This window comes from Pseudoalteromonas 'SMAR' (genome assembly GCF_048515945.1).
GTDB lineage: Bacteria > Pseudomonadota > Gammaproteobacteria > Enterobacterales > Alteromonadaceae > Pseudoalteromonas.
In genome coordinates this window covers 75,317-102,105 of record NZ_JBLWMW010000009.1, presented here as the reverse complement: position 1 = coordinate 102,105, position 26,789 = coordinate 75,317, and the positions used below count along the sequence as shown (strand labels likewise).

At 46.9% G+C, this 26,789-nt stretch carries 27 protein-coding genes; 20 read left to right on the top strand and 7 right to left on the bottom strand.

Going from position 1 to position 26,789, the window contains the following annotated elements; all coding sequences use genetic code 11:
* A partial coding sequence (locus tag ACNKW2_RS06180; protein ID WP_419147769.1) for an amidohydrolase family protein occupies positions 1–610 on the bottom strand: 610 nt, incomplete at its 3' end.
* A 114-nt stretch (positions 611–724) separates the two neighbouring features.
* Between ACNKW2_RS06180 and ACNKW2_RS06175 the strand changes: the two genes are divergently transcribed.
* Complete coding sequence (locus ACNKW2_RS06175; protein WP_419147768.1) at positions 725–1,225, top strand: DUF1543 domain-containing protein; 501 nt, start codon at positions 725–727, stop codon at positions 1,223–1,225.
* Positions 1,226–1,227: 2 nt separating this feature from the next.
* Here ACNKW2_RS06175 and ACNKW2_RS06170 read toward each other — a convergent pair whose 3' ends face one another.
* Positions 1,228–1,446, bottom strand: coding sequence for a hypothetical protein (locus ACNKW2_RS06170; protein ID WP_419147767.1), 219 nt, complete (start codon positions 1,444–1,446; stop codon positions 1,228–1,230).
* Between the two features lie 218 nt (positions 1,447–1,664).
* Between ACNKW2_RS06170 and proB the strand changes: the two genes are divergently transcribed.
* From proB to gltX, 4 genes are all read left to right on the top strand, one after another.
* Positions 1,665–2,798, top strand: coding sequence for a glutamate 5-kinase (proB, locus tag ACNKW2_RS06165; protein ID WP_419147766.1), 1,134 nt, complete (start codon positions 1,665–1,667; stop codon positions 2,796–2,798).
* A gap of 81 nt (positions 2,799–2,879) precedes the next feature.
* Positions 2,880–3,845: a GGDEF domain-containing protein gene (locus tag ACNKW2_RS06160; protein ID WP_419147765.1), complete on the top strand. Its 966-nt coding sequence runs from the start codon at positions 2,880–2,882 to the stop codon at positions 3,843–3,845.
* A 90-nt stretch (positions 3,846–3,935) separates the two neighbouring features.
* On the top strand, positions 3,936–4,301 hold the full coding sequence (locus ACNKW2_RS06155) for a glutaredoxin family protein (protein WP_419147764.1): 366 nt from the start codon (positions 3,936–3,938) through the stop codon (positions 4,299–4,301).
* A gap of 86 nt (positions 4,302–4,387) precedes the next feature.
* Positions 4,388–5,875 carry a glutamate--tRNA ligase gene (gene gltX / locus ACNKW2_RS06150; RefSeq protein WP_419147763.1) on the top strand — a complete coding sequence of 496 codons (1,488 nt, stop codon included), beginning with the start codon at positions 4,388–4,390 and terminating at the stop codon, positions 5,873–5,875.
* Between the two features lie 33 nt (positions 5,876–5,908).
* Here gltX and ACNKW2_RS06145 read toward each other — a convergent pair whose 3' ends face one another.
* The gene (locus ACNKW2_RS06145) at positions 5,909–6,349 is read right to left on the bottom strand and encodes a MarR family winged helix-turn-helix transcriptional regulator (protein ID WP_336567319.1); all 441 of its coding nucleotides are present in this window, start codon (positions 6,347–6,349) and stop codon (positions 5,909–5,911) included.
* A 4-nt stretch (positions 6,350–6,353) separates the two neighbouring features.
* Positions 6,354–6,836, bottom strand: a complete 483-nt coding sequence (locus ACNKW2_RS06140) for a glutathione peroxidase (RefSeq protein ID WP_419147762.1) — start codon at positions 6,834–6,836, stop codon at positions 6,354–6,356.
* Positions 6,837–6,999: 163 nt separating this feature from the next.
* Between ACNKW2_RS06140 and ACNKW2_RS06135 the strand changes: the two genes are divergently transcribed.
* The 6 genes from ACNKW2_RS06135 to ACNKW2_RS06110 all read left to right on the top strand — a co-directional run bounded on the left by ACNKW2_RS06135 (position 7,000) and on the right by ACNKW2_RS06110 (position 13,518).
* The gene (locus tag ACNKW2_RS06135) at positions 7,000–7,638 is read left to right on the top strand and encodes a cytochrome b/b6 domain-containing protein (RefSeq protein ID WP_419147761.1); all 639 of its coding nucleotides are present in this window, start codon (positions 7,000–7,002) and stop codon (positions 7,636–7,638) included.
* Between the two features lie 74 nt (positions 7,639–7,712).
* Positions 7,713–8,414 carry a DUF3581 family protein gene (locus ACNKW2_RS06130; protein WP_336567315.1) on the top strand — a complete coding sequence of 234 codons (702 nt, stop codon included), beginning with the start codon at positions 7,713–7,715 and terminating at the stop codon, positions 8,412–8,414.
* Between the two features lie 263 nt (positions 8,415–8,677).
* Entirely contained in the window at positions 8,678–10,267 is a 1,590-nt protein-coding gene (gene prfC, locus ACNKW2_RS06125) for a peptide chain release factor 3 (protein WP_419147760.1), read from the top strand.
* Between the two features lie 24 nt (positions 10,268–10,291).
* The gene (argS, locus tag ACNKW2_RS06120; protein WP_419147759.1) at positions 10,292–12,034 is read left to right on the top strand and encodes an arginine--tRNA ligase; all 1,743 of its coding nucleotides are present in this window, start codon (positions 10,292–10,294) and stop codon (positions 12,032–12,034) included.
* A 70-nt stretch (positions 12,035–12,104) separates the two neighbouring features.
* Positions 12,105–12,743, top strand: coding sequence for a pyridoxamine 5'-phosphate oxidase (pdxH, locus tag ACNKW2_RS06115; protein WP_336567311.1), 639 nt, complete (start codon positions 12,105–12,107; stop codon positions 12,741–12,743).
* Complete coding sequence (locus ACNKW2_RS06110; protein ID WP_419147758.1) at positions 12,709–13,518, top strand: TatD family hydrolase; 810 nt, start codon at positions 12,709–12,711, stop codon at positions 13,516–13,518. The genes pdxH and ACNKW2_RS06110 overlap by 35 nt, the downstream gene beginning before the upstream one ends.
* A gap of 9 nt (positions 13,519–13,527) precedes the next feature.
* Here the strand turns inward: ACNKW2_RS06110 and ACNKW2_RS06105 are convergent, their stop codons facing one another.
* Complete coding sequence (locus tag ACNKW2_RS06105) at positions 13,528–14,166, bottom strand: AhpA/YtjB family protein (RefSeq protein WP_419147757.1); 639 nt, start codon at positions 14,164–14,166, stop codon at positions 13,528–13,530.
* Between the two features lie 99 nt (positions 14,167–14,265).
* On the opposite strand from ACNKW2_RS06105, the gene serB reads away from it, so the two are divergent.
* Entirely contained in the window at positions 14,266–15,279 is a 1,014-nt protein-coding gene (serB, locus tag ACNKW2_RS06100; protein WP_419147756.1) for a phosphoserine phosphatase SerB, read from the top strand.
* A 108-nt stretch (positions 15,280–15,387) separates the two neighbouring features.
* Positions 15,388–16,131 carry a substrate-binding periplasmic protein gene (locus tag ACNKW2_RS06095; RefSeq protein ID WP_419147755.1) on the top strand — a complete coding sequence of 248 codons (744 nt, stop codon included), beginning with the start codon at positions 15,388–15,390 and terminating at the stop codon, positions 16,129–16,131.
* A 1-nt stretch (position 16,132) separates the two neighbouring features.
* Here the strand turns inward: ACNKW2_RS06095 and ACNKW2_RS06090 are convergent, their stop codons facing one another.
* Positions 16,133–17,242, bottom strand: a complete 1,110-nt coding sequence (locus ACNKW2_RS06090) for a hypothetical protein (RefSeq protein ID WP_419147754.1) — start codon at positions 17,240–17,242, stop codon at positions 16,133–16,135.
* A gap of 376 nt (positions 17,243–17,618) precedes the next feature.
* On the opposite strand from ACNKW2_RS06090, the gene pdhR reads away from it, so the two are divergent.
* From pdhR to ACNKW2_RS06065, 5 genes are all read left to right on the top strand, one after another.
* Entirely contained in the window at positions 17,619–18,368 is a 750-nt protein-coding gene (gene pdhR / locus ACNKW2_RS06085) for a pyruvate dehydrogenase complex transcriptional repressor PdhR (protein ID WP_419147753.1), read from the top strand.
* A 70-nt stretch (positions 18,369–18,438) separates the two neighbouring features.
* Complete coding sequence (gene aceE, locus ACNKW2_RS06080) at positions 18,439–21,105, top strand: pyruvate dehydrogenase (acetyl-transferring), homodimeric type (RefSeq protein ID WP_419147752.1); 2,667 nt, start codon at positions 18,439–18,441, stop codon at positions 21,103–21,105.
* An 11-nt stretch (positions 21,106–21,116) separates the two neighbouring features.
* On the top strand, positions 21,117–23,027 hold the full coding sequence (gene aceF / locus ACNKW2_RS06075; protein WP_419147751.1) for a pyruvate dehydrogenase complex dihydrolipoyllysine-residue acetyltransferase: 1,911 nt from the start codon (positions 21,117–21,119) through the stop codon (positions 23,025–23,027).
* Positions 23,028–23,240: 213 nt separating this feature from the next.
* On the top strand, positions 23,241–24,668 hold the full coding sequence (gene lpdA / locus ACNKW2_RS06070) for a dihydrolipoyl dehydrogenase (RefSeq protein ID WP_419147750.1): 1,428 nt from the start codon (positions 23,241–23,243) through the stop codon (positions 24,666–24,668).
* Positions 24,669–25,013: 345 nt separating this feature from the next.
* On the top strand, positions 25,014–25,262 hold the full coding sequence (locus ACNKW2_RS06065) for a DUF1289 domain-containing protein (RefSeq protein ID WP_336567296.1): 249 nt from the start codon (positions 25,014–25,016) through the stop codon (positions 25,260–25,262).
* On the opposite strand, the gene ACNKW2_RS06060 is transcribed toward ACNKW2_RS06065, so the two are convergent.
* Positions 25,246–25,860, bottom strand: coding sequence for a hypothetical protein (locus ACNKW2_RS06060; protein WP_419147749.1), 615 nt, complete (start codon positions 25,858–25,860; stop codon positions 25,246–25,248). The two genes, ACNKW2_RS06065 and ACNKW2_RS06060, sit on opposite strands and share 17 nt — an antisense overlap.
* Positions 25,861–26,125: 265 nt before the next feature.
* Between ACNKW2_RS06060 and ACNKW2_RS06055 the strand changes: the two genes are divergently transcribed.
* Complete coding sequence (locus ACNKW2_RS06055; RefSeq protein WP_336567294.1) at positions 26,126–26,329, top strand: DUF3283 family protein; 204 nt, start codon at positions 26,126–26,128, stop codon at positions 26,327–26,329.
* A gap of 3 nt (positions 26,330–26,332) precedes the next feature.
* Entirely contained in the window at positions 26,333–26,782 is a 450-nt protein-coding gene (locus ACNKW2_RS06050; RefSeq protein ID WP_419147748.1) for a GNAT family N-acetyltransferase, read from the top strand.
* Positions 26,783–26,789 lie beyond the last annotated feature (7 nt).

Here is a 26,789-nt window from a genome sequence, read left to right as displayed (position 1 = left end):
CGGCCTTATCGATAAAAATACCGCTAGGTTGGTTATTGCTAAGACGAATAATTTCGCCGCCCTCAGGTGCTGTTACTGCTGGGTCTAGCTTGGCCAGCTCCATGGCTTTCGAGTTCACCCAAATGGCATGACCGTCTACCCGAGACAGCATCACCGGCTTATCCGCGACATAACGGTCTAAATCAGCTGCATTTGGAAACTGCCCACCAGGCCACAGCGTTTGGTCCCAACCACGGCCGATGATCCACTTACCTTGATGCTGTTTGGCATAGGCGGCGAGCTTTTCGCCCACTGCGGCGATACTTTTACTGCCGCGGACATCTAGAGTCAGGAGGTTATTACCTAAGCCAATCACATGGCCGTGGGCATCGATTAAACCCGGTAGTAAGGTTTTTCCTTGGCCATCAAAGTGAGTGGCGCTGGGGTATTGCGAGGATAAATCCTGTTGGCTGGTTTTCACTACTTTACCGTCTTTGATCACCAGTGAGCTAAAGCGTTTCAGCTGTTGCGCTTTGGTTGGTGTGTAGCCATTGACGTTATGAATTAAAGTCACTTGCGCGGTGGCGGTGACACTAAACAAAGTGGCGAGCGCGAGAACGATTGTTTTCATTATATTGTCCTTCTTTGCATATAATCTGTTCAGCATAAAGGGCAAAGCCCAGATTGCCAACCTTTTAGCCACCAATTGCAGTTGCTATACTGCTGTTTTGCAAGGAGACGTACAATGAAACTGTTTATCGTGTACTTAGGCGGGCGCATCGCTGGATGTCATATTGAAATGCATGACGTGCGCTTTGTTGCCGCGAATAGTATTGAAGAGGCCTATCCCAAACTAAAACAGCAGTGGGTTGGCGACAAGGGCAGTGTGCATATGGATAGTTACACGATTATCGAGCACGCCGATGGCCATGCAGTCGAACTCACTGAAGCGCCCATAAGCCAATCACAGCAACTGTATTTTGTTAACCTAGGCGCTTATCGCCCTGAAAGCCTCGCGGAAATTCACGATTTTGGGCTCTATGTGGCGCACTCACCCGATGAGGCCAAAGAGAAAGCAAAAGCTCATTTACTCAGTGGTTTAAGCCATCTGCACAAAGATGATTTACACGATGTCGATGATTGTTTTGCCGTTGATTTACTCGACCAACAGCTCAATATTAAGCTTACCCCCAGCGGCCAGTCGACGCCATTAACTCCTTTGTGGTTTGGCTATCACCCGTTATAAATTCAGTCGTTGTGGTCGTCTTTATCTGCTTTGATGGCCATTTTAATGGCAATGATCACAATGGCAAACATCACAAAAGGCAGCGCCGCTAAACTGTATTCTGCCAGGCTGTTTTGCTGATAGCTGGGTTGTAAAATGAAGTGACCGCCAATACACAGTGCAATCACCACAAACAGCAATGGCAGCATCATCAACTCTTTACTTTTTTTGTGTTTTTTCATCTAGATTAAACCTGTTTAAACTTACCTGGCGCAGCGATTAGCAACACGGGTACTTTGACACTTAGGCTGGGAGCGTGCTTTGATTAAAATCATAGCCGCGCCATTATACCCAAAGGCGGCTAGTTTAGGAAAATTCAATCTGCGTCTATTTGGCCTGGGGGAGTTCCATGCTATAACTGAAGCTCCTATCGACAGTGTGTTGGGCACTTAGTAGCAAGATGCAAAACCATAAACCCACTCTAGTAATTAAATTAGGCACCAGTGTGCTAACAGCGGCCACCACCAAGCTTAATCAGGCACGTATGATTGAGTTAGTGCGTCAATGTGTGGAATTAAAAAAAGCCGGGTACCAGCTGGTGATCGTCTCCAGTGGTGCTGTTGCCGCCGGCAGAGGAGTAATGCAGCAGCAAGTTGGTAACTCACTGGCTGAAAAGCAAATGCTCGCTGCGGTAGGCCAGGGTCAGCTTATTCACCTTTGGCAACGTTTGTTTGCCATTTTTGATGTCAAAGTGGCGCAAATGCTGCTAACTCGCGCCGACCTAGAAGACCGTAGCCGCTACTTAACGGCGCGAGATATGCTAGGTAAGCTCCTGGAATACCAAGTGATCCCCATCGTAAATGAAAACGATGCCGTGGCCACGGCTGAAATTAAAGTCGGCGACAACGATAACTTATCGGCTTATGTGGCGATTTTAGCCAATGCCGAGAAACTGATTCTGCTCACCGATCAAGATGGCTTATTTACTGCTGACCCCCGCGCCAACCCCAGTGCCAAATTGATCACTCAAGTACACGCCATTGATGACAGCATCAGAGCCTTGGCGGGAGACAGTGGTAGTAACTTAGGCACAGGTGGCATGGCCACCAAACTGCAAGCCGCAGACATTGCCCAGCGCGCCGGGGTTGATGTGATTATTGCTAAAGGCAGTGAGAGCGACATCCTTACCCGAGTGATGGCGCAAACCGCTCCTAGTACTACCTTTATGCGCTTTAATGCCCCTTTAGGTGGGCGTAAACGCTGGTTGCTGTCAGGGCCAAAAGCCAGTGGTCAAATTATTTGTGATGGCGGTGCCGTTAACGCCATTTGTAGCACTGGTGCGAGTTTATTAGCCAAAGGCGTAGTGGCTGTAACCGGGACTTTTGCCCCTGGTGAGTTAGTGCAAATCTGCGATAGCAAAGGCAGCGTGGTGGCTCAGGGGTTATCTGAGCTCAGCCACCTAGCCCTTGATAAAGTGAAAGGTTGTCACAGCGAAGCGTTCGCTGAGTTACTCGGATATCAGTGCAACACCGAGGTGGTTCACCGCGATAACTTAGTCTTAATGACACCCAACAGCGCTAAGGTAAGCTCTTAACTTCATACGCAGCCTACTTGGCTGTGTTTTTGCTGAGATGTTCTACACTTACCCAATCAAACTTGGATAAGAGGGATCACGGTGGCCGATACCTATTCAACCTGTGGGCATGAGTTAACTTTAGAATTGCTTGAGCAAAAAAGTGAGCTGTTGCTGTTTCAAGCATTAGAGCAGGTTGTTACCCAGTTGTTTAGCTGCCACTACGTGTTCTTTTTTAGTCGCAGCCTGTCTGCCCGAGAAACCCCTAAGGTGATTTTTCAAAGTGAAGCCGATTGTGAGCTGTTAGACCGTGCCACCACCGCTCTAGCCCAACTACCAACCCATTTTTGCGATAAAAGTCTTTACCTGAGCGAGGGAAGCAGTGTCGTGCCGCTTCACTTCCGAGGCCAGCGAATTGGAGTGTTATACCTGCAAAAGCAGTTAAATGTGTCACAAGCCACTCTGTGCAAACACTTACTCAATGTGTTTGCCCACCAAATGGCGACCTTGTATTTTGCTCGTATTGACCCCTTATCTGAGCTACTTAATCGGCAAACCTTTGATGAAAAGGTGATGGAGATCACCAATGGCAATGGCTTTGCTATCTGTCGTGAAAACAGTGATGAAAGAGCCTGGTATTTGGCTTTGGTCGATATTGATCACTTTAAACAAGTAAACGATAACTTTGGTCATGTGATTGGCGATGAAGTGATCCTCTTGGTGGCAAGGCTATTAAAAGCGAATTTTCGTGCTGAAGATTATGTCTTTCGTTATGGCGGAGAAGAGTTTGCTGTGTTGTTCCAAAGTCATAATGCCGCTGAGGCGCAAGCGGCGTTACAGCGCTTAAGAGAGGCCATCGCAGATTACCGCTTTCCACAAGTGGGGAAGGTGACGGTGAGTATTGGTTTCAGTGAAATTGAAGACACCTTGCAGGTATCAGATCAAGTGCACAAAAGCGATTTAGCGCTGTATCACAGCAAGGAACAGGGTCGCAATCAAGTCACTGATTATCAAGCCTTGGGATTGGCGCCGCAAAGCCCGCCATTAAGCGATATTGAATTGTTTTAATGAACCTCTGATATTTCCATCCGCTGGCTTGAGTGTGGTAAACTTGCGCCTCAATTTTATGGCTGTGGTTAATATCTGTTGGAGGTATGCATGAAGTTTGTTAGGTGGCTGCTAGGGCGATTAATTTTACTGTTCGATTTTATTTTTACCCCGCGTAGCAAAAAGCGTCCGGCGGAGCAGCAACAAAAGCTCGACGCCATGACGGCAAAGCTAAAACTATACCAATTCAAGGCCTGCCCGTTTTGCGTTAAGGTCAGACGAGCGGCTAAGCGAGAAGGCTTAAAGCTGGAAACTCGCGATGCCAAAGAAAATCCAAGCTATCGCCAAGAGCTACTTGAGCAAGGTGGTAAAGTGAAAGTGCCATGTTTGCGAATTGAGGAGCAAGGCGAAATCACTTGGCTATACGAATCCAGCGAGATCGTTACTTACCTCGAAAAACTGGAAAAAGCGGCTTAACAGCTAGGTCGTAACCTTTGCCCAACTAGGGCGCTGTGCTAGCATAGCGCCATAAACCGATTAATCTATTTTTTAAGAGAATTTTGATGACAATCCGTACTCGTGTTGCGCCCTCACCAACGGGTGATCCGCATTTAGGCACTGCCTACATTGCCCTGTTTAACTACTGTTTTGCTAAGCAGCAAGATGGCGAGTTTGTACTTCGTATTGAAGACACCGACCAAGTTCGCAGTACTCCAGAGTCTGAACAAGCCATTATGGACAGCCTTCGCTGGTTAGGGTTGGATTGGGATCATGGCCCAGATGTCGGTGGTGAGTTCGGCCCGTACCGTCAATCTGAGCGTTCTGAGTTATATAAAAAATATGCCCATCAATTGGTTGCAGAGGGTAAAGCGTTTTACTGTTTCGCTACCGCCGAAGAGCTCGAGCAAATGCGTGAAGAGCAAATGGCCGAAGGGTTACGTCCAAAATACGATGGCCGTGGTCTAAAGCTCTCTGAAGAAGAAATCAAGGCCAACCTAGAAGCGGGTAAACCTTACGTTATCCGTATGAAAATCCCAGCAGAAGGCACCTTTAAATTTAACGACTATTTGCGTGGCGAAATTGAGATCCCGTGGGAAAACGTCGACATGCAGGTGCTGCTTAAAGCCGACGGTTACCCAACCTATTTCTTGGCTAACGTGGTTGATGATCACCATATGCAGATCAGCCACATCTTCCGTGGTGAAGAGTGGATTAACTCTGCGCCTAAGCTATTAAAGCTGTATGAAGACTTTGGCTGGCAGGCACCGGTTTTAGGTCACTTACCGCTGTTGCGTAACCCTGATAAGTCGAAATTATCCAAGCGTAAGAACCCAACTTCTATTAATTATTACAAAGAAATGGGTTTTTTACCGGAAGCGCTGTTGAACTACCTAGGTCGCATGGGTTGGTCAATGCCAGATGAGCGTGAGAAGTTCACTCTAGGCGAAATGATCGAGCACTTTGATATGAAGCGCGTGTCGTTAGGCGGACCGATTTTTGATATCGAAAAACTAAACTGGCTAAACGGCTTATGGATCCGCGAAAACTTATCAGACGAAGAGCTGATCCAGCGTTTTGTGGATTGGAAATTTAATGCCACAACGCTGGCACGCGTGCTACCTGAAGCCAAAGCGCGGATTAACACCTTATCGGATTTAGTGGATCTGGCAGGTCACTTTGTCGCGGGCATGCCAGAATACGACCCCGCTTTATTGACTGCTGGTAAAGCTGATGAAGAAGTGGTGCGTCAAGCGCTACAGTTCTTTATTTGGGAGCTAGACAAGCTGCGCAGCTGGAATAAGTCGGAGATTTTTGCCATCGCCAAAACCGTGGCGACTCACCATGAGTTGAAAATTAAAGACTTCTTAGAGCCAATCTTTGTTGCCATCACCGGTAAAACGTCTTCGACCTCAGTGGTTGATGCCATGGAGGTGTTAGGTTCGGATCTGTCTCGTGCTCGTTTACGTGCGGCGCTTAACCACATTGGCGTGTCGAAAAAGCAAGCCAAGAAGCTAGAAAAAGCCTACCGCGAGTATCCGTCGATAGCCTAACCGCAGCATCATCAAGGAAAAGCCGCTATATAATTAGCGGCTTTTTTGTAGCGCTAAAAACGCATCGAGGGTGTCTTTAAGGGCTGCAATTTGTGCCATGCTCATTCCCGCTTGGTTTAACATCGCCGCGGGTATACAAGCACATTCTTGCTCTAATGCTTTGCCTTTATCGGTTAAGTGGATAAAGGTTTGTCGCTCATCTTCACTATTGCGCGAACGAGTGACTATGTCTCGCTCTGCAAGACGTTTCAGCAAGGGGGTTAAGGTGTTGCTGCTGAGCTCAGCGCGGGCGCCTATTTCTTTGACCAACAAGCCATCTTGCTCCCACAATATAAGCAACACTATGTATTGCGGGTAGGTCAGGTCGAGCTTTTTCAGTAATGGCTGATAAAGCCGAGTGACCTGCCGTGAAGCAGCATATAAGCGAAAACATAGTTGGTTTTCTAAACGCAGCTGCGGGTATTTGTCGCTCATTGCTTTAGGCCTGCAATGCTTGTTCGATGTCTTTGGCTATTTTTTCAGGTTTAGTAATGGGGGCATAACGCTCTAATGCCTTACCGTCTTTGCCGATTAAAAACTTGGTGAAATTCCATTTTATGTTATTACCAAATAACCCCGGCAACGCCGACTTAAGGTAGTTATAAATAGGGTGTGCGTGCTCGCCATTAACGTCGACCTTGGCCATCATTTGAAAGTCAACGCCATAGTTAATTAAGCAGCCTTGTTCAATTTGCTTGGCATCCCCGGGTTCCTGTTGGCCGAACTGGTTACATGGAAAGCCTATGATCACTAGGCCTTGCTCGCTATATTGCTCGTGGAGTTGTTGCAGGCCTTGGTACTGAGGCGTTAAACCACATTCACTGGCGGTATTAACAATCAACACCACTTTGCCTTGTAGGTTACTGAAGTCGTAAGCTTGCCCTTGTAATGTGGTGGCTTCAAATTGATAAATGGATGACATAAATCTCTCACAATTAAATCGTGTACGATTTATTATAATAAAGAACGAAATTTGTGCAATTACTTTGCTGAAGATCATCTTAGTAAGAATTTTATCTTGAGACTTTTGTACTTGGATTTAGAACCTGTCATCATTAGCGCAGTTTTTCTAAAGGGGTACTAAAATGACGAAAGTATGGGATGGCTTTATTCGTGGTTTTCACTGGTTGCTGGTGGCGGCTTTGGTGGCTTTGTATATCACCGGTGAAGAGGGCATGATGGAATGGCATTTTGTGATTGCGTATTTATTGTTGGCTTTAATGATCACGCGACTTATTTGGGGGGTTATCGGTAGCCAAACTGCCAAGTTGAGTGCATTATTTCATTCACCAAAAGCCATTATTGCGGCACTAAAATCAAAACAACCTCATGTTGGTCACAACCCCGCTGGAAGTTTAATGGTGCTGCTGTTCTTTGCACTGATTTTGGTGCAACTGATTTCGGGGTTAATGACCACCGACGACATCTTAGTGGAAGGGCCCTTGGTGCAATACATCTCTTATGATTTAGCCCAATTGGCAGGCGATGTTCATCATACCAATATTGAATTCATCATCGCCGCGATTGTGGTGCATATTGCCGCCATCGTGCTTTATCGCTTAAAGGGGCAAAATCTGGTGAAAACGCTACTCAGTGGTAAACAAGCCGAGCTATCAAGCCAACCTAAAATGCGCTCTGGTCTGATTGCCTATGGTATTTTTGTGTTGTTGTCGGCGCTGTTATTGTTCACTTGGGGCGCAGAACCGCTCAGCTACTTGCTGTAACAGATATGACCTCTCGTGCGCGTTTTTCTGTTAGTATGTTGCCGTTTTGTCGTAAAAATTAGAGAAAATTAATCATGTTAGAGCCGTATTACCAGCAGCAAGGCAATAAAATTACCATCACCCGAGAGCAGGGCAGTTTGTTTGCTAAGCGCATGGCGGATGACTTTAATCCTCTGCACGATGTTGATGCCAAAAAGTTCTGCGTACCTGGTGATTTGCTGTTTGCCTTAGTGCTAAAACACTATGGCATTAGTGAAAGCATGGAATTTAGTTTTGTCGGTATGGTCGATGAAACCACCGAGCTCACTTTGCCGGAAGGTGGCGATAAGTTTGATATTAAAGCCGATGATAAAGTGATGCTTTCGGTTAGCCGCTCTGGCGAAACCAGTCAATGTCCAACCTTAATTGACAGCCTAACGAAAAATTACGTGGAATTCTCTGGCACCGCGTTTCCTCATGTGATTATTCCACTGATGGGCGAGCAAGAGGTGATGATAAACCCGGCAAGGCCAATGGTAATTTATGAGTCAATGGCTATTGAAATGGATGATATTCGGGTCTCAGAAGTGAGCTTACAAGCGGCTAAACCAGAATTTAGTTACGACGGTAAGCGCGGCAAAATTAATCTCAAGTTTGACTTAATCAGCAATGGCAAAAAAGTTGGCTATGGTGAGAAGCACATGTTGGTGTCAGGAATACGCGCCTATTGCCAGCAAATGGTCGATGATTTAATCGCCTATTACAACGACAGAAAAGTGGCACTCAAGCCAGAATAATCTACCTTGTTTGTGCGTGCTGTCGTGCGCACAAGCCTCATTCTCCCCACCTTATCTACTTAGGTCTAGTCCCTGTTTCTATCCCTTGTTTGAGGCTTTTACTCACCTTGGCGTTGCACAACCGAGTTTATCGGCTCTAGCGTAGGAAAAATCCCGACATCAAGTTGTTAAAAAGGCCAAGATCGGAGAGAATATAGCAATCTTTGTTCGAATTTAGTGCGGCCGAGTCATGTGCGGTTGCCAATGCCATAAGTAGAATTTCAATGTCAAATACGAGAATTCCGCAGGAAGTGTCGCGCAGACGTACTTTTGCGATTATTTCACACCCGGATGCGGGTAAAACCACGATTACCGAAAAAGTGCTGTTATTCGGAAAGGCGCTGCAAAAAGCCGGTACAGTAAAAGGTCGCGGCTCTAATCAGCATGCTAAGTCTGACTGGATGGAAATGGAAAAAGAGCGTGGCATCTCGGTTACCACCTCGGTGATGCAGTTCCCTTACAATGATGCCTTAGTCAACCTTTTAGACACTCCAGGGCACGAAGACTTCTCGGAAGATACCTACCGTACTTTGACTGCCGTTGACTCGTGTTTGATGGTTATTGACGCCGCTAAAGGTGTTGAGGACAGAACGCGCAAGCTAATGGAAGTCACACGTTTACGTGACACGCCAATTGTTACCTTCATGAACAAACTCGACCGTGATATTCGCGATCCCATGGAACTGCTTGATGAAGTAGAAACCGAGTTAAATATCATGTGTGCTCCAGTGACGTGGCCCATCGGTTGCGGTAAAGAATTTAAAGGGGTCTATCACATCCACCGTGATGAGACTATTTTGTATCAAAGCGGCCAAGGTCATACCATTCAAGAAAAACGTGTGATCAAAGGCTTAGATAACAGCGAGCTGGATGCGGCCATCGGTGACAGTCTAGCAGAGCAACTGCGTGAAGAGCTTGAGCTGGTGATTGGCGCTTCCCATGAGTTCGATCAAGAGCTGTTTTTATCAGGCGAGTTAACTCCGGTGTTTTTTGGTACTGCATTAGGTAACTTTGGTGTTGACCACATGCTAGATGGCTTGACTGAGTGGGCGCCGACGCCATTACCGCGTCAAACCGACGAGCGTGAAGTGAAAGCTGATGAAGAAAAGTTCAGCGGCTTTGTGTTTAAAATTCAAGCTAACATGGATCCCAAACACCGTGACCGCATTGCCTTTATGCGTATTGTTTCTGGTAAGTACAGCCAAGGCATGAAAATGAATCATGTGCGCATTGGCAAGCAAGTGAGTATTGCCGATGCGGTGACGTTTATGGCGGGAGATCGCGAGCGAGCTCAAGAAGCCTTTGCCGGTGATATTATCGGTTTACATAACCACGGTACCATTCAAATTGGTGATACCTTTACCCAAGGGGAAACGCTAAAGTTCAGCGGTATTCCAAACTTTGCACCAGAATTATTCCGTCGTATTCGCTTAAAAGATCCTCTAAAACAAAAGCAACTGCTAAAAGGGCTGGTACAGCTTTCTGAAGAGGGTGCGGTACAGGTATTTAGACCGCTGGCCAATAACGACTTGATCGTAGGTGCGGTCGGGGTGCTGCAGTTTGACGTGGTAGTGGCAAGATTAAAAGCCGAGTACAACGTCGATGCTATCTACGAGAGTGTAACGGTACAAACTGCGCGCTGGGTCAGCTGTGACGATGATAAGAAAATGGCCGAGTTCCGCCGTAAGTGTGAGCAAAACTTGGCACTGGACGGTGGCGATAACTTAACCTACATCGCCCCTAGTCGAGTGAACTTAAACTTATCGATGGAGCGTTATCCAGAAGTGAAGTTTAGCCATACTCGTGAACACTAATCGCTGCGTATTATAGGAAAAGTAATGAACATTAAGAGCATTCTAATTGAAAGAGCCAATGCAGCGATGCAAGCTGCTGGGATCCCTGAAGGCACTAACCCTGCGGTAACACAAAGTACTCGCCCACAGTTTGGTGATTACCAAATAAACGGCGCAATGGGCGCGGCCAAAGCGCTAAAAACCAACCCTAGAGAGTTGGCGCAAAAAATTATTGATAATCTGGACGTGGCCGATCTTGCTGAAAAAACCGAGATTGCTGGCCCTGGTTTTATTAATATTCATTTAAAGCCAGCGTTTTTAGCTGCGAGCTTGGAAACGGCTAATGGCGATAGCAAACTCGGCGTAGCTGAACACGCTAACGCCAACAAAGTGGTGGTTGATTACTCATCACCTAACCTAGCTAAAGAGATGCACGTAGGACATTTGCGTTCTACCATCATTGGTGATGCTGTGGTGCGTGCACTAGAGTTCCGTGGTGATACCGTGATCCGTCAGAACCACATGGGTGACTGGGGGACGCAGTTTGGTATGTTGATTGCGCACTTAGAAGACTTGCTAAACCAAGGCGTTGACCTTGAAAACGTGGCGTTGGCAGATCTGGAAAGCTTCTATCGCGATGCCAAGAAGCGCTTTGACGACGAAGACGGCTTTGCAGACAAAGCTCGTGACTACGTGGTGAAATTACAAGGTGGCGACGAGCACTGCAAAAAGCTATGGCAAATGTTTATCGACACTTCAGTAAAGCACTCTGAAGAAGTGTATGAAAAGCTCAATGTGACACTGACTCGTGACGATATCATGGCGGAAAGTGCCTACAACGACCGTTTGGCTGGAGTTATTGAGCTACTTAAAGACAAGCAAATTGCAGTAGAAGATCAGGGCGCACAAGTGGTGTTTTTAGATGAGCTGGCCAACAAAGACGGCGAGCCATCGGTATTCATCGTGCAAAAATCAGGGGGCGGCTTCTTATATTCAACCACCGATTTAGCGGCCTGTGATTATCGCTCTAACGAGTTAGATGTTGACCGTATTCTTATTTTTGTTGATGCGCGCCAAGGCTTACACTTTAACCAAGTTGAGATCACCGCGCGTAAAGCCGGACTACTGCAAGACAAAACCAGCTATGAGCCGAGCCTGTTTGGCACTATGATGGGCAGTGATGGCAAGCCATTTAAAACCCGTACCGGCGGCACTGTTAAGCTTTCAGATCTGCTCGACGAAGCGGTCAGCCGTGCCGGTGATAAGCTCGCTGACAGAATGGCTGAGTTAAGTGAAGAAGCACGTCAAGAAATTGCCCGCAAAGTGGGTATTGGCGCGGTTAAATACGCCGACTTGTCAAAACACAGAACCAGCGACTATATCTTTAACTGGGATAGCATGTTGAGCTTTGAAGGGGCGACGGCACCTTACTTACAATATGCTTATACTCGAGTGCGCAGTATTTTCCGTAAAGCGGGTGTGGATGGTGATGCATTAAGTGGCCAGATCGCCATTAAAGAAGCACAAGAGAAAGCCTTGGCCATCAAACTATTGCAGTTTGAAGAAGTACTTGATCTGATGATCAATGAAGCCACACCACACGTATTGTGTGGTTACTTATACGAGCTGGCGAGCTTGTATATGACTTTCTATGAAGCGTGTCCAATATTGAAACAAGACGTTGCAGCAGAGGTGCGCGAAAGCCGCCTGATGCTTTGTAACCTGGTTGCAAATACACTGAAAACCGGCCTAGACCTGCTGGGTATTGAAGTGATGGAGCAAATGTAGCTTACTTTGTTTGCAACTCTTAAGTACAATTAAAGCCGCTGTTAGCGGCTTTTTTATTAAGGATAGGGTAATGAAACTTGAAGACATTCGTCGTGAGTACACTAAAGATGGTCTGCGTCGTGAAATGCTTAAGAGCTCCCCGATTGCGCAGTTTGAGCTGTGGTTGCAGCAGGCAATTGATGCGAAATTTGCCGATCCCACGGCTATGGTAGTGGCCACGGTTGACGAGCATGGTCAACCTTCGCAGCGCATTGTGCTGCTGAAAAACGTCGATGAGCAAGGGTTTGTGTTTTTTACCAATACTGGCTCCCGCAAGGCACAAGAGCTGAAGCACAACAATAAAATATGCTTACACTTTCCTTGGCATGACATGGAGCGGCAAGTGATCGTCTATGGTGAAGCCAAGCCATTACCTACCGCTCGTGTGGCAAAGTACTTTTTATCGCGACCAAAAGAAAGCCAACTAGCCGCTTGGGCATCGCAGCAGTCTCGCCCGGTGTCTTCGCGCCAAGCTCTGCTGCAAACCTTCAGTGGCATGAAAGACAAGTTTGCCAAAGGTGAAATTCCGTTACCTGATTTCTGGGGTGGATATTGTGTTGAGCCCAGTAAAATTGAATTTTGGCAAGGCGGCGAACATCGCTTACACGACCGCTTTATGTATATAAAACAAGCTGATGGTAGTTGGCAGATTGAGCGACTCAACCCCTAAGCTGCGTTTTATTGACAGTCACTGCCACCTCGACTTTGCTGAGTTGGCAGCGCAATTACCACAACATCTGGCTGCGGCTCAGCAACTGGGGGTTGAGCAGTTTGTGATCCCAGGTATTACGCTGGCAAAAAGCCAGCAATTGTTGTCATTGCGCCAGGCTCACCGCCATTGTCATATCGCGGCCGGATTACATCCCTATTTTATCAGTGAGCATCAACCACAAGATATGTCTGAGCTCGCCTCATGGGCGCGGGAGCATCGCCGCGATATTTGCGCCATCGGTGAGTGTGGTATCGACGCGAGCTGCGTAGACATCGACAGGCAAAGTGCTTTATTCACAGCGCATATTGAGCTAAGCAATGAACTGCAGTTGCCGTTAATTGTTCATCACCGTAACAGTCACCACCTCATTGCAGCCAGTTTTAAGCGCACTAGGCCGCAATCTGGCGGGGTGATCCATGCCTTTACCGGGTCGTTGCAACAAGCGAATTACTATATCAAGCAAGGGTTTAAGCTGGGTGTCGGCGGCACCATTACCTACCCGCGCGGTGAAAAAACGGCTCAGGTATTGGCGCAGCTACCACTGTCGAGTTTGGTATTGGAAACGGACTCGCCCTCGATGCCACTGCATGGTTACCAAGGTCAAGTGAATGTCCCTAAGCGAGTGGTGGAAGTGTTCGCGGCGTTATGCCAATACCGTAGTGAACCCCAGGAGTTGCTTGCCGCAGCGCTATATGACAATACTCTGCAGCTATTTAACCTTTCTACTGCGTAGCCAGCTGCATTATGACTCTGATGCTTTTTTACGCGGCGGCTTGACGCGTTTTAAAAAGCGGCGTCTGACTTCCCAGCGCTTTAAAGCGCGTGCAATTTGCCAAGTAAACACCACGGTAATCAGCAGCATCAATAACACCACTCGGCCCAATTCATGGAAGTGGTCATGGCTTTGCGCCATAGCGGCTTCGGTTAAATAGACCATATTAACAAAACCTAACGGTTGGCCATTTGGAGTATACACCGGCTCTGAGATGATACTCTTGGTTTTGCTTAAACCGGGCAAGGTTTTTGGCAGGTTTTGATAGTTTGCTGGCGCCTTAATGCCATTGCTGGCCACTAAAAAGCGGCCTTGGTTATCATAAATGGCCACCTGCAAAACAAAGTCATCGGCCGCTAAGTGGTTGGCTAAGGCGTGGAGCCTGGGGGTGTCGTTGCGCGATAAGGGCAATGCGACGTTTTTAGCCAACTGTTTGGTGAGACTGCGTGCGGTTAAGTCGGCGCCATTGTGCAGCAAGCGATGGGATTCAAAACTGGTGTTAAAAGCCAGCCAAGTGATCATCACTAAGCTAACCGCAGCAATGCACAGGCGCAGTAATCTGCGGCTACGGTTGCTACGAATAATATCGGTAACATGTAAATTTTTCATATTTATCGTGTGTCACTCGCTTTAACCTAGGTTGAGAGCTGACAGCTCTCGCTATTCATGCTAAAAATCGAACTTACGTTATAAAGGAATCGCATTGTTATGTCTTTAGTATCCCCGCTGACACTCAGCGGTAAAGCTCAGCCCCTAGAAAAGTTACTGTCCTTAGGGCGCTGGTTTCAATATGAAGGTAACACAAGTTTCTCTGCCGTGAATAGCTCACCGCCAGAGTACAGCCAGTTTATTACTATTTTTGGCGCCCAGTTAACTAATGAGCATGCCTTACAATTAGAGCAATTTCTAGCCCAGCAGCACATTAACCATTATTACCTTTGTGCCTATCAGCCTGTGAAGAGCTTAGCGGTCGCTTTGGCCGTGGCGTTGCCTTCAGATCTTGAGCTAGACAAAGCCGCGGTGAAACAGTTTGCACAAAGCTGTGGCGCTCAAGTTGCGCTGCTACAGTCACCGCCACAACTGAGTAAACCAGGCTTGCTGGTGATGGATATGGATTCCACTGCAATAGAAATTGAGTGCATTGATGAAATCGCACGCCTTGCTGGTCGTTTCGACGAGGTCGCCGCGGTAACGGCAGAAGCGATGGCCGGTAACTTATCTTTTGCCGCTAGCCTGCACCAGCGAGTGGCTTCTCTAAGCTCTGTATCACTAGAGCAAATTCAAGGGCTGAAGGATAACTTACCACTGATGGCTGGGATAGTGGAGCTATGTCAGGTATTAAAACAGCACCAATGGCGTTTAGCCTTGGCTTCAGGCGGCTTTACTTGGTTTGCTGAAGCCTTGATTGAGCCATTAGGGTTAGATGCGGTTTATGCCAATACCTTGGAAGTGGAGCAAGGCAAATTAACCGGGCGTGTTATTGGGGATATCGTCGATGCTGAGAAAAAAGCGCAAGTAGTGGCGGCGCTGGCGCAACAGTACGGCATTGCACCTGAGCAAACGGTCGCCATTGGCGATGGCGCCAACGACTTGCTAATGATGGCAGAGGCGCAACTAGGGGTGGCGGTTCATGGCAAGCCGAAGGTGGTAGCGGCGGCAGACGCTGCTATTTGCTCCGGCTCGTTGTTACAACTGGTGTATTTACTCAGTATCCCAAGGTAATAGCGCGCATAACCGCGCCGCGGTTACCTGCAGCGCGGTAAACTAAAAATTGTACCTTTATACACAATAGTGGCTTATACTTTAGTTTAAACGGTCACTATTTATGCTATGAAAATACTTGCGTTCGCTTTTGCCTTTTTTATAACTCTGGCTCATGCCGCGGATACCCCTCGTGTTATCAATATTACCACTGGACAATGGCCGCCATACCTAGATCAGAGTAAACGCGATCAAGGTTGTGTTGCCGCCCTTATTCGAGATGCTTTTGCGCTCCATGATATCAAAGTGCGGTTTATTTTTATGCCGTGGCAACGCGCCTACGAAGAAGGCAAAAAGGCCGCCTACGCCGGCAGTGCGTATTGGTATTACAGCAAGCGTCGCGCTCTGGAATACATTTATACCCAGCATGCCCTCACTATTGAAACCAGCCGTTTTTACCACCATGAATCGCTGCCGCTTGAGTTTCGCTCTTACCAAGATCTTAAGCCCTTTAAGCTGCTGTTAAATAAAGGGTTAACCTACCCAGATGAACTGTTGGCTGCGATTGATAAGTATCAAATTCAAACATTACATAACACTTACGCCAGTAAAAATGTTGCGCTTATTCTGCGCGATCGCGCGGACGTGATGATAATGAATGAACGCACTGCCGAGGCTTACATGGCCGACTTAGCACCACAAGATGCTGCGCAACTGGTTGCCCAAGAGGTTCCTGCGTTTATTAGAAAAGGTTATCTACTGATCAATAAGCATCAGCCACAATTGGCCGCTGTGTTCGACGATGGCATTAGCACACTGTGGTCAGACGGAGATTACGTGGCGGACTACCATCAACGCTGCTCTTGGTTTTAGATTACTGCTCCACAGCATAAGAGCCTTGGGTTGGTTTTACAGGTTGTTTTTGAAAGTATAAGTACTGTGATTCTAAGGTGCTGTCGTAGTTTCGCAGCAATAGTGCAGTTTGCTCAGGACTGATAATGTTGCAAGGGTTACTGCGCTCTTGCAGCAAATAGTCATAGAGCAAGCTGGGATCATGATGGTGCATAAAAGCACTAAACAAATAGGCGTTAGCGTATAAAGTATGGCTAAGCGCCGTTTGCCATTGCCCTTCGCTGTTAAATAAGGTCTCAATATCCAATGCGCGATAGCCATCTGCTAGTAAACCCTGCTTATTTATCCAATCTTCAACAGAAGGCGCAATCACAAACTGACCTGCATCAGGCACGTGTAAATGCTCAAAAAACTCCGCCAGCCCCTCGGTTAGCCAACGGGGCGTGAAACCAAAAAAGTAAAAGTTTAGTGCATGAACGGCTTCATGCACTAACACCCTGAGGGCTGCCTTGTCATCGCCTTGGTACTTTATATAGCCCTGATTATCCATAACAAAATACATACCCGCCGTGCCAGTGGGTAGGGCATCTCGGGCCTGTATGGCTTGGTCATAATCCTGCTCGTTAGGGGCAATGTACATATTTAATTGAATTGGTGGCAGTTCGGTTCGTTGTGCCGATTGCTGTAAAAAGTGTTGGTAAAAGTGATAAATCACCCACAGGCGAGCGTGTGCTTGCTGGCTAAACTCGGCACTCATTTTTAAGCCCGTTAGCGTTAAAGCAAAAGCGTCTGTTGTGGTGTGTTGTTTAATGGCAAACAGTTGCTGCTTGATGGCGCCACAGGTTTGTTTATTGATACCACTAAACATCATGGTTACATCACTGTGAGCAGTGAGGTTACGCAGCGCAGGAGGAAGCGCGACAGGCGGTTGTTGCGGGGCATTCGTTGCAGCCTCCCGAGGGGGCCGCTGTGGGGCTGGGGTTATGGCCACCGAAGGGGCACGCTCTACTGGAATTGCCGGCTCTGGATGAAGTGGCTGCTTGAGCGATGGCGTATCAGCAAAATACAACTGAAATGCAGCAAAGACTAAAAAAGTGAGTATGGTAACAATAATTACAATGCGCCAGAGCAAAACCGCTTTCCTGATTTAGTCATTCCCAATACCAGCCTTTATAGCCAATTAACGTCGCCATGGCTAGGGTAAAAGCCCATCTTTGTTCCGAATAAAGAGAGCGGCGTTAAAATAGTGTTTCTTCATCTGGTCTGACCATTTAAATCGTCTTTTAAATTTTACACTTTATTGCATAAAATTTAGACATTTTGCGCTGAGCTTTTACACTTGAATAGTTATTCGCTTTGGCTGAATTTTGACAGCTGCCATGGATTTTGATAACGTATTGTGCAAATTTGGTATGACCAATTTACCTATGACGTTAATTCTTACCAAATTGATTAAAATAAGTCAGTCGCCTGGCTCGGTCACATCATAAAAATTTGGCGTTATTTCAATGTCTTTAAAGATAAAAGCAGCAAAGTTATCCGACGTAATACTCCAGCAACTTGAGAATATGATCCTCGAGGGGTCGTTGTTACCTGGAGAAAAGCTGCCGCCAGAACGTGAACTTGCCAAGCAATTTGAGGTATCACGACCGTCTTTAAGAGAGGCGATCCAGAAATTAGAAGCAAAAGGCTTAGTCACTCGTCGCCAAGGCGGCGGTACCTACGTCAAAAATCAGCTGGAAGAGGGCTTAACTGATCCCTTATTTGATTTGATCAGTAAACACCCAGAGTCACAGTTTGATTTGCTCGAGTTTCGTCATGCTCTTGAGGGCATTGCCGCCTATTATGCGGCGCTCCGTGGCACCGAAAATGACTTTGCAAAAGTACAACAAAGCTTTGATAACATCGCCGATGTTGGTGAAGACTTAATGCTTAAGGCAAGGGCGATTAACGCCTTTCACTTTGCCGTAGCAGAAGCATCTCATAATGTGGTGTTACTTCACTTAGTCAAAGGCATGCAGTCATTGCTGGAGCAAAACGTGTTGCAAAACTTAACGGTATTGGTACAAAAATCCGATGTCAGTGAGCAACTCGGAGAGCACCGAAAGTTGTTATTAGATGCGGTGATCAATGGTAATCCAGAGCAAGCACGCTTAGCCAGTAACGCCCACTTAGCCTTTATCGAAGAGGCACTACTGGAAGCCGGTAAAGAGCGTTCACGCATTGAACGTTCTTTACGTAGAACCAAGCAGCAGTAATTCCGCTTAGCTCCGTAAGAATTGGCACAAATAGAATAAATTCGTATTTTAAACATAAGGAACACTCCATATGTCTGAAGTCAATAAAATTGACGTAGACGCGCTCGAAACCCAAGAATGGTTACAGGCGCTTGAGTCGGTCGTAAAAGAAGAAGGCGTCGAACGCGCTCAATTCTTGTTAGAACAAGTATTAGAGCAAGCACGTCTTGATGGCGTAGATATGCCTACAGGCACTACGACTAACTATGTCAACACTATCCCAGCTGCAGATGAACCTGCATACCCAGGGGATGTTAATATTGAGCGTCGTATTCGCTCAATCATTCGTTGGAATGCCGTGATGATCGTGCTTCGTGCCTCGAAGAAAGATCTTGAGCTGGGCGGGCATATGGCGTCTTATCAGTCGTCAGCTGCTTTTTATGAAATGTGTTTCAACCATTTCTTCCGCGCGCCAAATGAAAAAGACGGCGGCGATTTAGTGTATTACCAAGGTCATATTTCTCCAGGTATTTACTCACGTGCTTTTGTTGAAGGACGTTTAACCGAAGAGCAATTAGACAACTTCCGTCAAGAAGTGGATGGTAAAGGTCTTTCTTCTTACCCGCACCCGAAGTTAATGCCTGAGTTTTGGCAGTTCCCAACGGTATCTATGGGTCTAGGTCCGATTGCTTCAATCTATCAAGCGCGTTTCCTTAAGTACCTAGATGGTCGTGGTCTCAAGGATACGTCTGAGCAGCGCGTTTACGCTTTCCTTGGTGATGGCGAAATGGATGAGCCAGAATCACGTGGTGCGATTTCTTTTGCAGCTCGTGAAAAGCTCGACAACCTTTGCTACCTAATCAACTGTAACCTACAACGCCTAGATGGCCCAGTAATGGGTAACGGTAAGATCATCCAAGAGCTTGAAGGCCTATTTAAAGGTGCCGGCTGGAACGTGATTAAAGTGGTTTGGGGTTCAGGCTGGGATAAGCTACTGGCAAAAGACACCACAGGTAAATTGCTACAGCTGATGAACGAAACTGTGGATGGCGATTACCAAACGTATAAATCAAAAGATGGCGCCTACGTCCGCGAGCATTTCTTCGGTCGTTACCCAGAAACCGCAGCTTTGGTTGCTGACATGACCGACGAAGAAATCTTCGCGCTGAAGCGTGGTGGTCATGAACCATCTAAGCTGTTTGCCGCATTTAAAGCCGCGCAAGAAACCAAAGGCCGTCCAACCGTTATCCTAGCTAAGACCGTTAAAGGGTATGGCATGGGTGCTGCGGCTGAAGGTAAAAACGTTGCCCACCAAGTGAAGAAAATGGACATGACACACGTTGAGCATTTACGTTCACGTTTGGGTCTGGATGACTTAGTATCCGATGAGCAATTAAAAGACTTGCCATACCTTACGCTGGAAGAAGGCTCAAAAGAATATGAGTACTTACATCAGCGTCGTAAAGCACTTCATGGTTACACGCCGCAGCGCTTACCAAACTTCTCAGAGGACTTAACTATCCCTGAGCTTGAGGCGTTTAAGCCACTACTGGAAGAGCAAAAGCGTGATATCTCTACCACCATGGCTTATGTGCGTGCTCTGAACATCCTGCTTAAAGACAAAAACATTGGCAAAAACATTGTGCCAATTATTGCCGATGAAGCGCGTACTTTTGGTATGGAAGGTTTGTTCCGTCAAATTGGTATTTATAACCCGCACGGTCAGAACTATAAGCCTGAAGACCGCGATATTGTTTCTTACTACAAAGAAGCAACCTCTGGTCAGGTACTGCAAGAAGGGATTAACGAACTCGGTGCTATGTCTTCATGGGTAGCGGCGGCGACGTCATACTCAACCAACGACCTACCGATGATCCCATTCTATATCTACTACTCAATGTTTGGTTTCCAACGTGTAGGCGATATGGCATGGATGGCGGGCGACCAGCAAGCACGTGGTTTCTTATTAGGTGCAACGGCTGGCCGTACCACGCTTAATGGTGAAGGCCTACAGCACGAAGATGGTCACTCACACATTCAAGCGGGTACTGTACCTAACTGTATCTCTTACGACCCAACGTTTGCCTTTGAAGTGGCGGTTATTCTGCAAGACGGTATTCGTCGTATGTACGGTCCAGATCAGGAAAACGTGTTCTATTACCTGACTCTGATGAATGAAAACTATCATCAGCCTGCGATGCCAGAAGGAGCCGAAGAGGGTATCCGTAAAGGTATTTACAAGCTTGAAAGCTATGCCGGTAATAAGGCACAAGTTCAGCTGATGGGCTCAGGTACTATCTTGAACGAAGTACGTAAAGCGGCGCAAATCCTAAGCGACGATTATGGTGTGGGTTCTGATGTCTTCTCTGTCACCTCATTCAATGAGCTGGCACGTGACGGTCAGGATGCTGAGCGTTTCAACATGCTAAACCCAGATGCCGAGCAAAAAGTTCCTTACATTGCCAATGTTGTCGGTGACGCACCTGCTATCGCAGCAACTGACTACATGAAGAGTTACGCCGATCAGGTACGTGCCTTTATGCCAAGCGCATCGTACAAGGTGCTAGGTACCGATGGTTATGGTCGTTCAGATAGCCGTGAAAACCTCCGTCGTCACTTTGAGGTGAACGCCGGCTATGTTGTGGTTGCAGCATTAACTGAGCTGGTTAAACAAGGCAGCGTTGAAAAGTCAGTGGTGAGCGAAGCTATCAAGAAATTTGATATCGACACCAGCAAAACTAACCCACTTTACGCATAAGAGGACAAGTGATGGCAATCGAAATTCATGTTCCAGATATTGGTGCCGATGAGGTTGAAGTAACCGAGATCCTAGTAAGCGTAGGGGATTCGGTTGAAGAAGAGCAGTCGCTTATTACCGTAGAGGGCGATAAAGCCTCGATGGAAGTGCCTGCCTCAGTGGCCGGAACGGTTAAAGAAATCAAAATTGCTGAAGGCGATACGGTTTCAACTGGCTCATTAATTATGATCTTTGACGCCGCAGACGGTGAAAAAGAAGAGAGTAAAGAGTCAGAAGCATCGCAGCAGAAAGAATCGGCTCCAGCTGAAGCGTCATCGGGCAAAACCGAGCGCAAAGAAGTGCACGTTCCAGACATTGGCGGCGACGATGTTGAAGTCACCGAAATTCTAGTGTCTGAAGGCGATAGCGTTGAAGAAGAGCAGTCGCTTATTACCGTTGAAGGCGATAAAGCGTCAATGGAAGTGCCGGCGCCATTTGCCGGTACCGTGACTGAAATTAAAGTGAATACTGGTGATACGGTATCTACTGGCTCATTGATTTTTGTCTTTGAAACGGCTGGCAGTGGTGACGCTGCAGCAGCTGATAGCTCATCATCAAATGACTCAGAAGCCGCGCAATCCGAGCCTGCAGGCAGCAGCGAAAAAGAAGTGCATGTGCCTGACATCGGTGGCGACGAAGTCGAAGTGACAGAAATCTTAGTGGCAGCGGGTGACGCGGTTGAAGAAGAGCAGTCATTACTGACCGTTGAAGGCGATAAAGCCTCAATGGAAGTACCTGCTCCTTTCGCTGGTAAAGTGAAAGAAGTTAAGGTAAACACTGGTGATAAGGTCTCAACCGGCTCATTGATTTTTGTCTTTGAGGTGGAAGGCGCGGCTCCGGCAGAAAAGCCAGCTGACAAGCCGGCAGAGAAACCTGCTGAGAAAGCCCAATCGCAAAAACCAGAGGCCGCCAAAGCATCAGCACAAAAAGATGACTTTGTGGCTAATGACGACTACGCCCATGCTTCACCGGTTGTGCGTCGTTTAGCGCGCGAATTTGGCGTTAACCTGGCTCGCGTTAAAGGCACAGGTCGCAAGAACCGCGTGCTGAAAGAAGACGTGCAAAACTACGTTAAAGAAGTGGTTAAGCAAGTTGAGTCTGGTCAAGCTAGCAAAGGTGGAAACGCTGGTGGTGGTGAGTTAGGTCTTATTCCATGGCCAAAAGTAGACTTCAGTAAGTTTGGTGAAGTGGAAGAGAAGAAGCTTTCACGTATCAACAAGCTTTCTGGTGCTAACCTTCACCGTAACTGGGTACAAATCCCACATGTAACGCAGTTTGATGAAGCCGATATCACTGAACTTGAGAAGTTCCGTAAAGAGCAAAATGCGCTGGCTGAGAAGAAGAAAATGGACGTTAAGATCACGCCATTAGTATTCGTAATGAAAGCCGCTGCTAAAGCACTGGAAGACTTCCCAACCTTCAACTCTTCACTGTCTGAAGACGGCGAAAGCTTGATCTTGAAGAAGTACGTGCACATTGGTATCGCAGTAGATACGCCAAATGGCCTAGTGGTACCAGTGGTTCGTGATGTTAATAAGAAAGGCATCATTGAGCTGTCGCGTGAGTTGATGGAAATCTCTAAGAAAGCTCGTGATGGCAAGCTGACTTCATCAGATATGCAAGGTGGCTGTTTCACTATCTCAAGCCTAGGTGGCATTGGTGGTACGTCATTTACACCGATTGTGAATGCCCCTGAAGTGGCTATCTTAGGTGTGTCTAAGTCAGACTTTAAACCGAAGTGGAATGGTAAAGAGTTTGAGCCGCGCCTGATGGTGCCGCTAAGCTGTTCATACGACCATCGTGTTATTGACGGTGCGTTAGCAGCTCGCTTTACTGTGACACTGGCTAACTACCTGAGCGATATTCGCCAGCTAGTGATGTAATAAAGAAACCGCGCAGTGCTTCACTGTGCGGTTTTATTTTATTGATATTATGGTCTTGCCTGATATTTAGGCGGGACAATGGGCGGTGTCAATGATACACTTTCCCGCAACAAAAACTCTCTGCCCAGTGCCCACTGTCGGGTGTTAGGCAGGCACTTTGGGTCGGACACTCTTGATGAGTAAACCCGTTCAAATAACAGTTAAGGTAATAACATGAGCAACGAAATTAAATCTCAAGTTGTTGTGCTAGGCGGTGGTCCTGGTGGTTACTCTGCTGCATTCCGTGCGGCGGACTTAGGTTTAGACGTAACACTAATCGATTCACGTGACACTCTTGGTGGGGTGTGCTTGAACGTAGGTTGTATTCCTTCAAAAGCATTGCTTCACGTTGCAAAAGTAATTGATGATGCTGCTGAAATGTCTTCACACGGTGTTTCTTTCGGTGCTCCTGAAATTGATTTAGATAAAATCCGTGAATGGAAAGAGTCTGTTATCGGTCAACTTACTGGTGGCCTTAGCGGTATGGCTAAGATGCGTAAAGTAAACGTAGTGACTGGTTACGGTAAATTCTCAGGTTCAAACACCATTGCGGTTGAAACCAAAGACGGCGAAAAAACAGTAACCTTCGAAAACGCGATTATCGCGGCAGGCTCACAGCCAGTAAATCTACCTTTCATTCCTGAAGACGAGCGTATCATTGATTCAACGGGTGCACTTGAGCTAAAAGACGTGCCTGAAAAGCTGCTAGTTCTAGGCGGTGGTATCATTGGTCTTGAGATGGGTACAGTTTACCGTGCGCTAGGTTCAGAAATTGACGTAGTAGAATTTGCCGATCAATTGGTTCCTGCAGCGGACAAAGACGTTATCAAAATCTACCAGAAATACGTGAAAGACAAGTTCAACGTTATGCTATCAACCAAAGTTGTGGCGGTAGAAGCAAAAGACGACGGCATCTATGTTACCTTCGAAGGCAAGCAAGCGCCGGAAGAGCAAGTACGTTATGACAAAGTATTGGTTGCGGTTGGTCGTACGCCAAACGGTAAACTAATCGATGCTGATAAAGCGGGCGTAAACGTTGATGAGCGTGGCTTTATTAACACTGACAAACAAATGAAGACCAACGTTGATAACATCTTCGCAATTGGTGACATCGTAGGCCAGCCAATGCTTGCCCACAAAGCGGTTCATGAAGGTCACGTAGCTGCTGAAGTTATCTCTGGTAAGAAACATTACTTCGATCCGAAATGCATTCCTTCAATTGCTTACACAGACCCAGAAATCGCATGGGTAGGTGTTACAGAGAAAGAAGCAAAAGAGCAAGGTATGAACATTGAAACTGCGGTATTCCCGTGGGCAGCTTCTGGCCGTGCAATCGCTTCTTCACGTACTGAAGGTCAAACTAAGCTGATCTTTGATAAAGACACCGATCGCCTAATTGGTGGTGCTATGGTCGGTATCAATGCCGGTGAAATGCTAGGTGAGATTGGCCTAGGTGTTGAGATGGGTGCGGATGCTGAAGACATCGCGCTAACCATTCATGCTCACCCAACATTGAATGAGTCTATCGGCTTGGCTGCGGAAATCTTTGAAGGGTCTATTACTGACCTACCAAACAAAAAAGCGGTTAAAAAGAAAAAGTAATTTTTTCTAAGCTTGATAAAAAACCCAGCCTAGCGCTGGGTTTTTTGTTTTTGCGGCCTCGGCATCTGGCTCTGAATTGCTCCTGCCATTGAGGTCTCCCCGGATAAACCGCCTCCTACCTGTGGGGAAGGGCTTGGTATAAAGTTACAGAAACGCTAAATAGAAGCTATCTAAAGCAAAGGGTAGGCGCGACTTTATGTCGCGATAATGCTCGACAGCGGGTTTTATCGGTTATACCAATCTGCTCTTCAAATTGAGCTGGTAGTAATGTGGATTGGTATTACACCTTGGCAGCACACAATCTAGCCAGTATGCTTAACTTAGGGGCAAGCAAGTAAAGCGCAAATGGAACAGATAGAAATATTTGAGATCCCCAGTCCGTGTAAGGGGATCTGTCAGGTTAATAATCGTGGCTATTGTAAAGGCTGCTATCGCAGTCGTGAGGAACGTTTTGCCTGGAATTCATTAAGCAACGAACAAAAGCGCAAGGTCATTGCCCTGTGCCAACAGCGTTATAAACGCTACTTACAAAAGCAAGCCAAGGCACAACAATCCGATGTTGCAAGCGGGGAAAACTTCAAATTTGATATTTAGCTTTGAGCTCGGCAACCACTCCCGCCCGTTCAAGCTCCTCTAGCTTATCTTTAAGCAAGGGCACCAAATCATCATGGCGTTTATGCACAAAGTGAAAACTCTCCACTAAAGCCAAGTCTGTCACTTGCAACTTATCAAGGTTCAGTTTGGCTAGGTGTGGTTTCAGGTGGAAGTCGAGGAGCAGTGCCGCTTCCACTTGTTGTTGCATTACTAGGTTAAGCTGTGCCACTGCGCTTTTAACTTTAACCACATACGCTGAGGTGGGGTGCTGAGCAAGATAGTCTTCAGCGACAGGGTAGCCACTGCGAATGGTGAGCGAGTTGACGTCTTGATAACGACAATCACGACAGAAACTCACCAGCTGTAACTTGAACTTAAACAGCGGGAAATCGACGCGGCGCAGGTTAGGGTAGTCATTACTAATCGAAGCAACGCGGCCCAGTTGGCCATCGAGAGAACCGGCATTGGCCGCAATTAACGCGTTAGGATGGTTAAAATCTTGCACCAGTAATTCATAACCCAGTTCAGCATACACACGGGTCATGAGTTCAATCACATAGCGTGCCTGCGGGACATCGGCAGGAGCATTAAAGCGCATGACCTTATTGCTCTCACTGCTATGGCTAAAAAGCGCACAGCACAGCAGGCAACATAGAAATAAAGCTCGCAACTATTTTCCTTATCTTGATAAAGTGATTGATAGTAACCCAGCTAAGCAAACAGGCGCATGGTCACGGGGCGTTCCTTGTTAAGAATTATACAAAACTTTTATCATCAAGGGCAGGAAATTAGCCTGCAAAAAGTTCATTTGCGTTGTGCTGTGATATACTTATTAGCGAGATTAAGTCAGCCGAATTGTGAATATGAGTCATAACCTTTGCCTTTTACCCAGACACGAAAAGTATAAAATTCAGCTAGAGTATGAGGCCTCTTTTTGGGCTTACCAAATTAAGCGTGGCAAAAAAAGTCGCGAGGTGGTGTACGACACCATCAATCAGCGGCCGGTGTCGGAGCAAGACTTTTTAAAGCAACACTTCGAGCATTACCTGAGCCTGATGTTGGCGTAATCCTTGGCGCCACAATCGTCCTCTGCGATGACCCTAGAAATTACGCCGTTAGCGGCGATAAAAACTCCCTTAGTCAATAAATTCTATGCTGAGCAAGGTGCCAGAGGGAGAGCGGCTAAACACGATAAAGTGTGGGTTGCCAGGGCTCAAGGTGCCATCATTGGTGCTTGTCGATATCGCCCGGTGGCTGAGCAGTGGCTACTTTGTGGTGTCTATGTTGATAGCAATTGGCGTGGCCAAGGCATTGCCAAACGCTTGCTGAGCTGTGCCATGGTGGAGTTTCAACAACTCCTTCCGGGCGCCACCATTCATACTTTTGCCTATACGCATCTGCAGTCATTTTATTGCCACCTTGGCTTTGCTAAGTGTGAGCAACTTCCGCCGGCACTACAGCCGCTTTTGTCTAGTTATCTTGGACAAAAACGTCAACTCGTGGCAATGTATTATGTCTAATTAACAA

Excerpts from the sequence above, each read along its gene's own strand:
- ACNKW2_RS06060 (WP_419147749.1), bottom strand. The coding sequence starts at position 25,860 with ATGCGCTTTAATGCTCCTGCCGATGTCCCGCAGGCACGCTATGTGATT.
- ACNKW2_RS06110 (WP_419147758.1), top strand. The coding sequence starts at position 12,709 with ATGGTAGTTGGCAGATTGAGCGACTCAACCCCTAAGCTGCGTTTTATT.
- gltX (WP_419147763.1), top strand. The coding sequence starts at position 4,388 with ATGACAATCCGTACTCGTGTTGCGCCCTCACCAACGGGTGATCCGCAT.
- ACNKW2_RS06130 (WP_336567315.1), top strand. The coding sequence starts at position 7,713 with ATGTTAGAGCCGTATTACCAGCAGCAAGGCAATAAAATTACCATCACC.
- ACNKW2_RS06175 (WP_419147768.1), top strand. The coding sequence starts at position 725 with ATGAAACTGTTTATCGTGTACTTAGGCGGGCGCATCGCTGGATGTCAT.
- pdxH (WP_336567311.1), top strand. The coding sequence starts at position 12,105 with ATGAAACTTGAAGACATTCGTCGTGAGTACACTAAAGATGGTCTGCGT.
- ACNKW2_RS06170 (WP_419147767.1), bottom strand. The coding sequence starts at position 1,446 with ATGAAAAAACACAAAAAAAGTAAAGAGTTGATGATGCTGCCATTGCTG.
- serB (WP_419147756.1), top strand. The coding sequence starts at position 14,266 with ATGTCTTTAGTATCCCCGCTGACACTCAGCGGTAAAGCTCAGCCCCTA.
- aceE (WP_419147752.1), top strand. The coding sequence starts at position 18,439 with ATGTCTGAAGTCAATAAAATTGACGTAGACGCGCTCGAAACCCAAGAA.
- ACNKW2_RS06135 (WP_419147761.1), top strand. The coding sequence starts at position 7,000 with ATGACGAAAGTATGGGATGGCTTTATTCGTGGTTTTCACTGGTTGCTG.
- ACNKW2_RS06155 (WP_419147764.1), top strand. The coding sequence starts at position 3,936 with ATGAAGTTTGTTAGGTGGCTGCTAGGGCGATTAATTTTACTGTTCGAT.
- lpdA (WP_419147750.1), top strand. The coding sequence starts at position 23,241 with ATGAGCAACGAAATTAAATCTCAAGTTGTTGTGCTAGGCGGTGGTCCT.
- ACNKW2_RS06065 (WP_336567296.1), top strand. The coding sequence starts at position 25,014 with ATGGAACAGATAGAAATATTTGAGATCCCCAGTCCGTGTAAGGGGATC.
- ACNKW2_RS06145 (WP_336567319.1), bottom strand. The coding sequence starts at position 6,349 with ATGAGCGACAAATACCCGCAGCTGCGTTTAGAAAACCAACTATGTTTT.
- pdhR (WP_419147753.1), top strand. The coding sequence starts at position 17,619 with ATGTCTTTAAAGATAAAAGCAGCAAAGTTATCCGACGTAATACTCCAG.
- ACNKW2_RS06140 (WP_419147762.1), bottom strand. The coding sequence starts at position 6,836 with ATGTCATCCATTTATCAATTTGAAGCCACCACATTACAAGGGCAAGCT.
- argS (WP_419147759.1), top strand. The coding sequence starts at position 10,292 with ATGAACATTAAGAGCATTCTAATTGAAAGAGCCAATGCAGCGATGCAA.
- aceF (WP_419147751.1), top strand. The coding sequence starts at position 21,117 with ATGGCAATCGAAATTCATGTTCCAGATATTGGTGCCGATGAGGTTGAA.
- ACNKW2_RS06105 (WP_419147757.1), bottom strand. The coding sequence starts at position 14,166 with ATGAAAAATTTACATGTTACCGATATTATTCGTAGCAACCGTAGCCGC.
- ACNKW2_RS06095 (WP_419147755.1), top strand. The coding sequence starts at position 15,388 with ATGAAAATACTTGCGTTCGCTTTTGCCTTTTTTATAACTCTGGCTCAT.
- ACNKW2_RS06055 (WP_336567294.1), top strand. The coding sequence starts at position 26,126 with ATGAGTCATAACCTTTGCCTTTTACCCAGACACGAAAAGTATAAAATT.
- proB (WP_419147766.1), top strand. The coding sequence starts at position 1,665 with ATGCAAAACCATAAACCCACTCTAGTAATTAAATTAGGCACCAGTGTG.
- prfC (WP_419147760.1), top strand. The coding sequence starts at position 8,678 with ATGTCAAATACGAGAATTCCGCAGGAAGTGTCGCGCAGACGTACTTTT.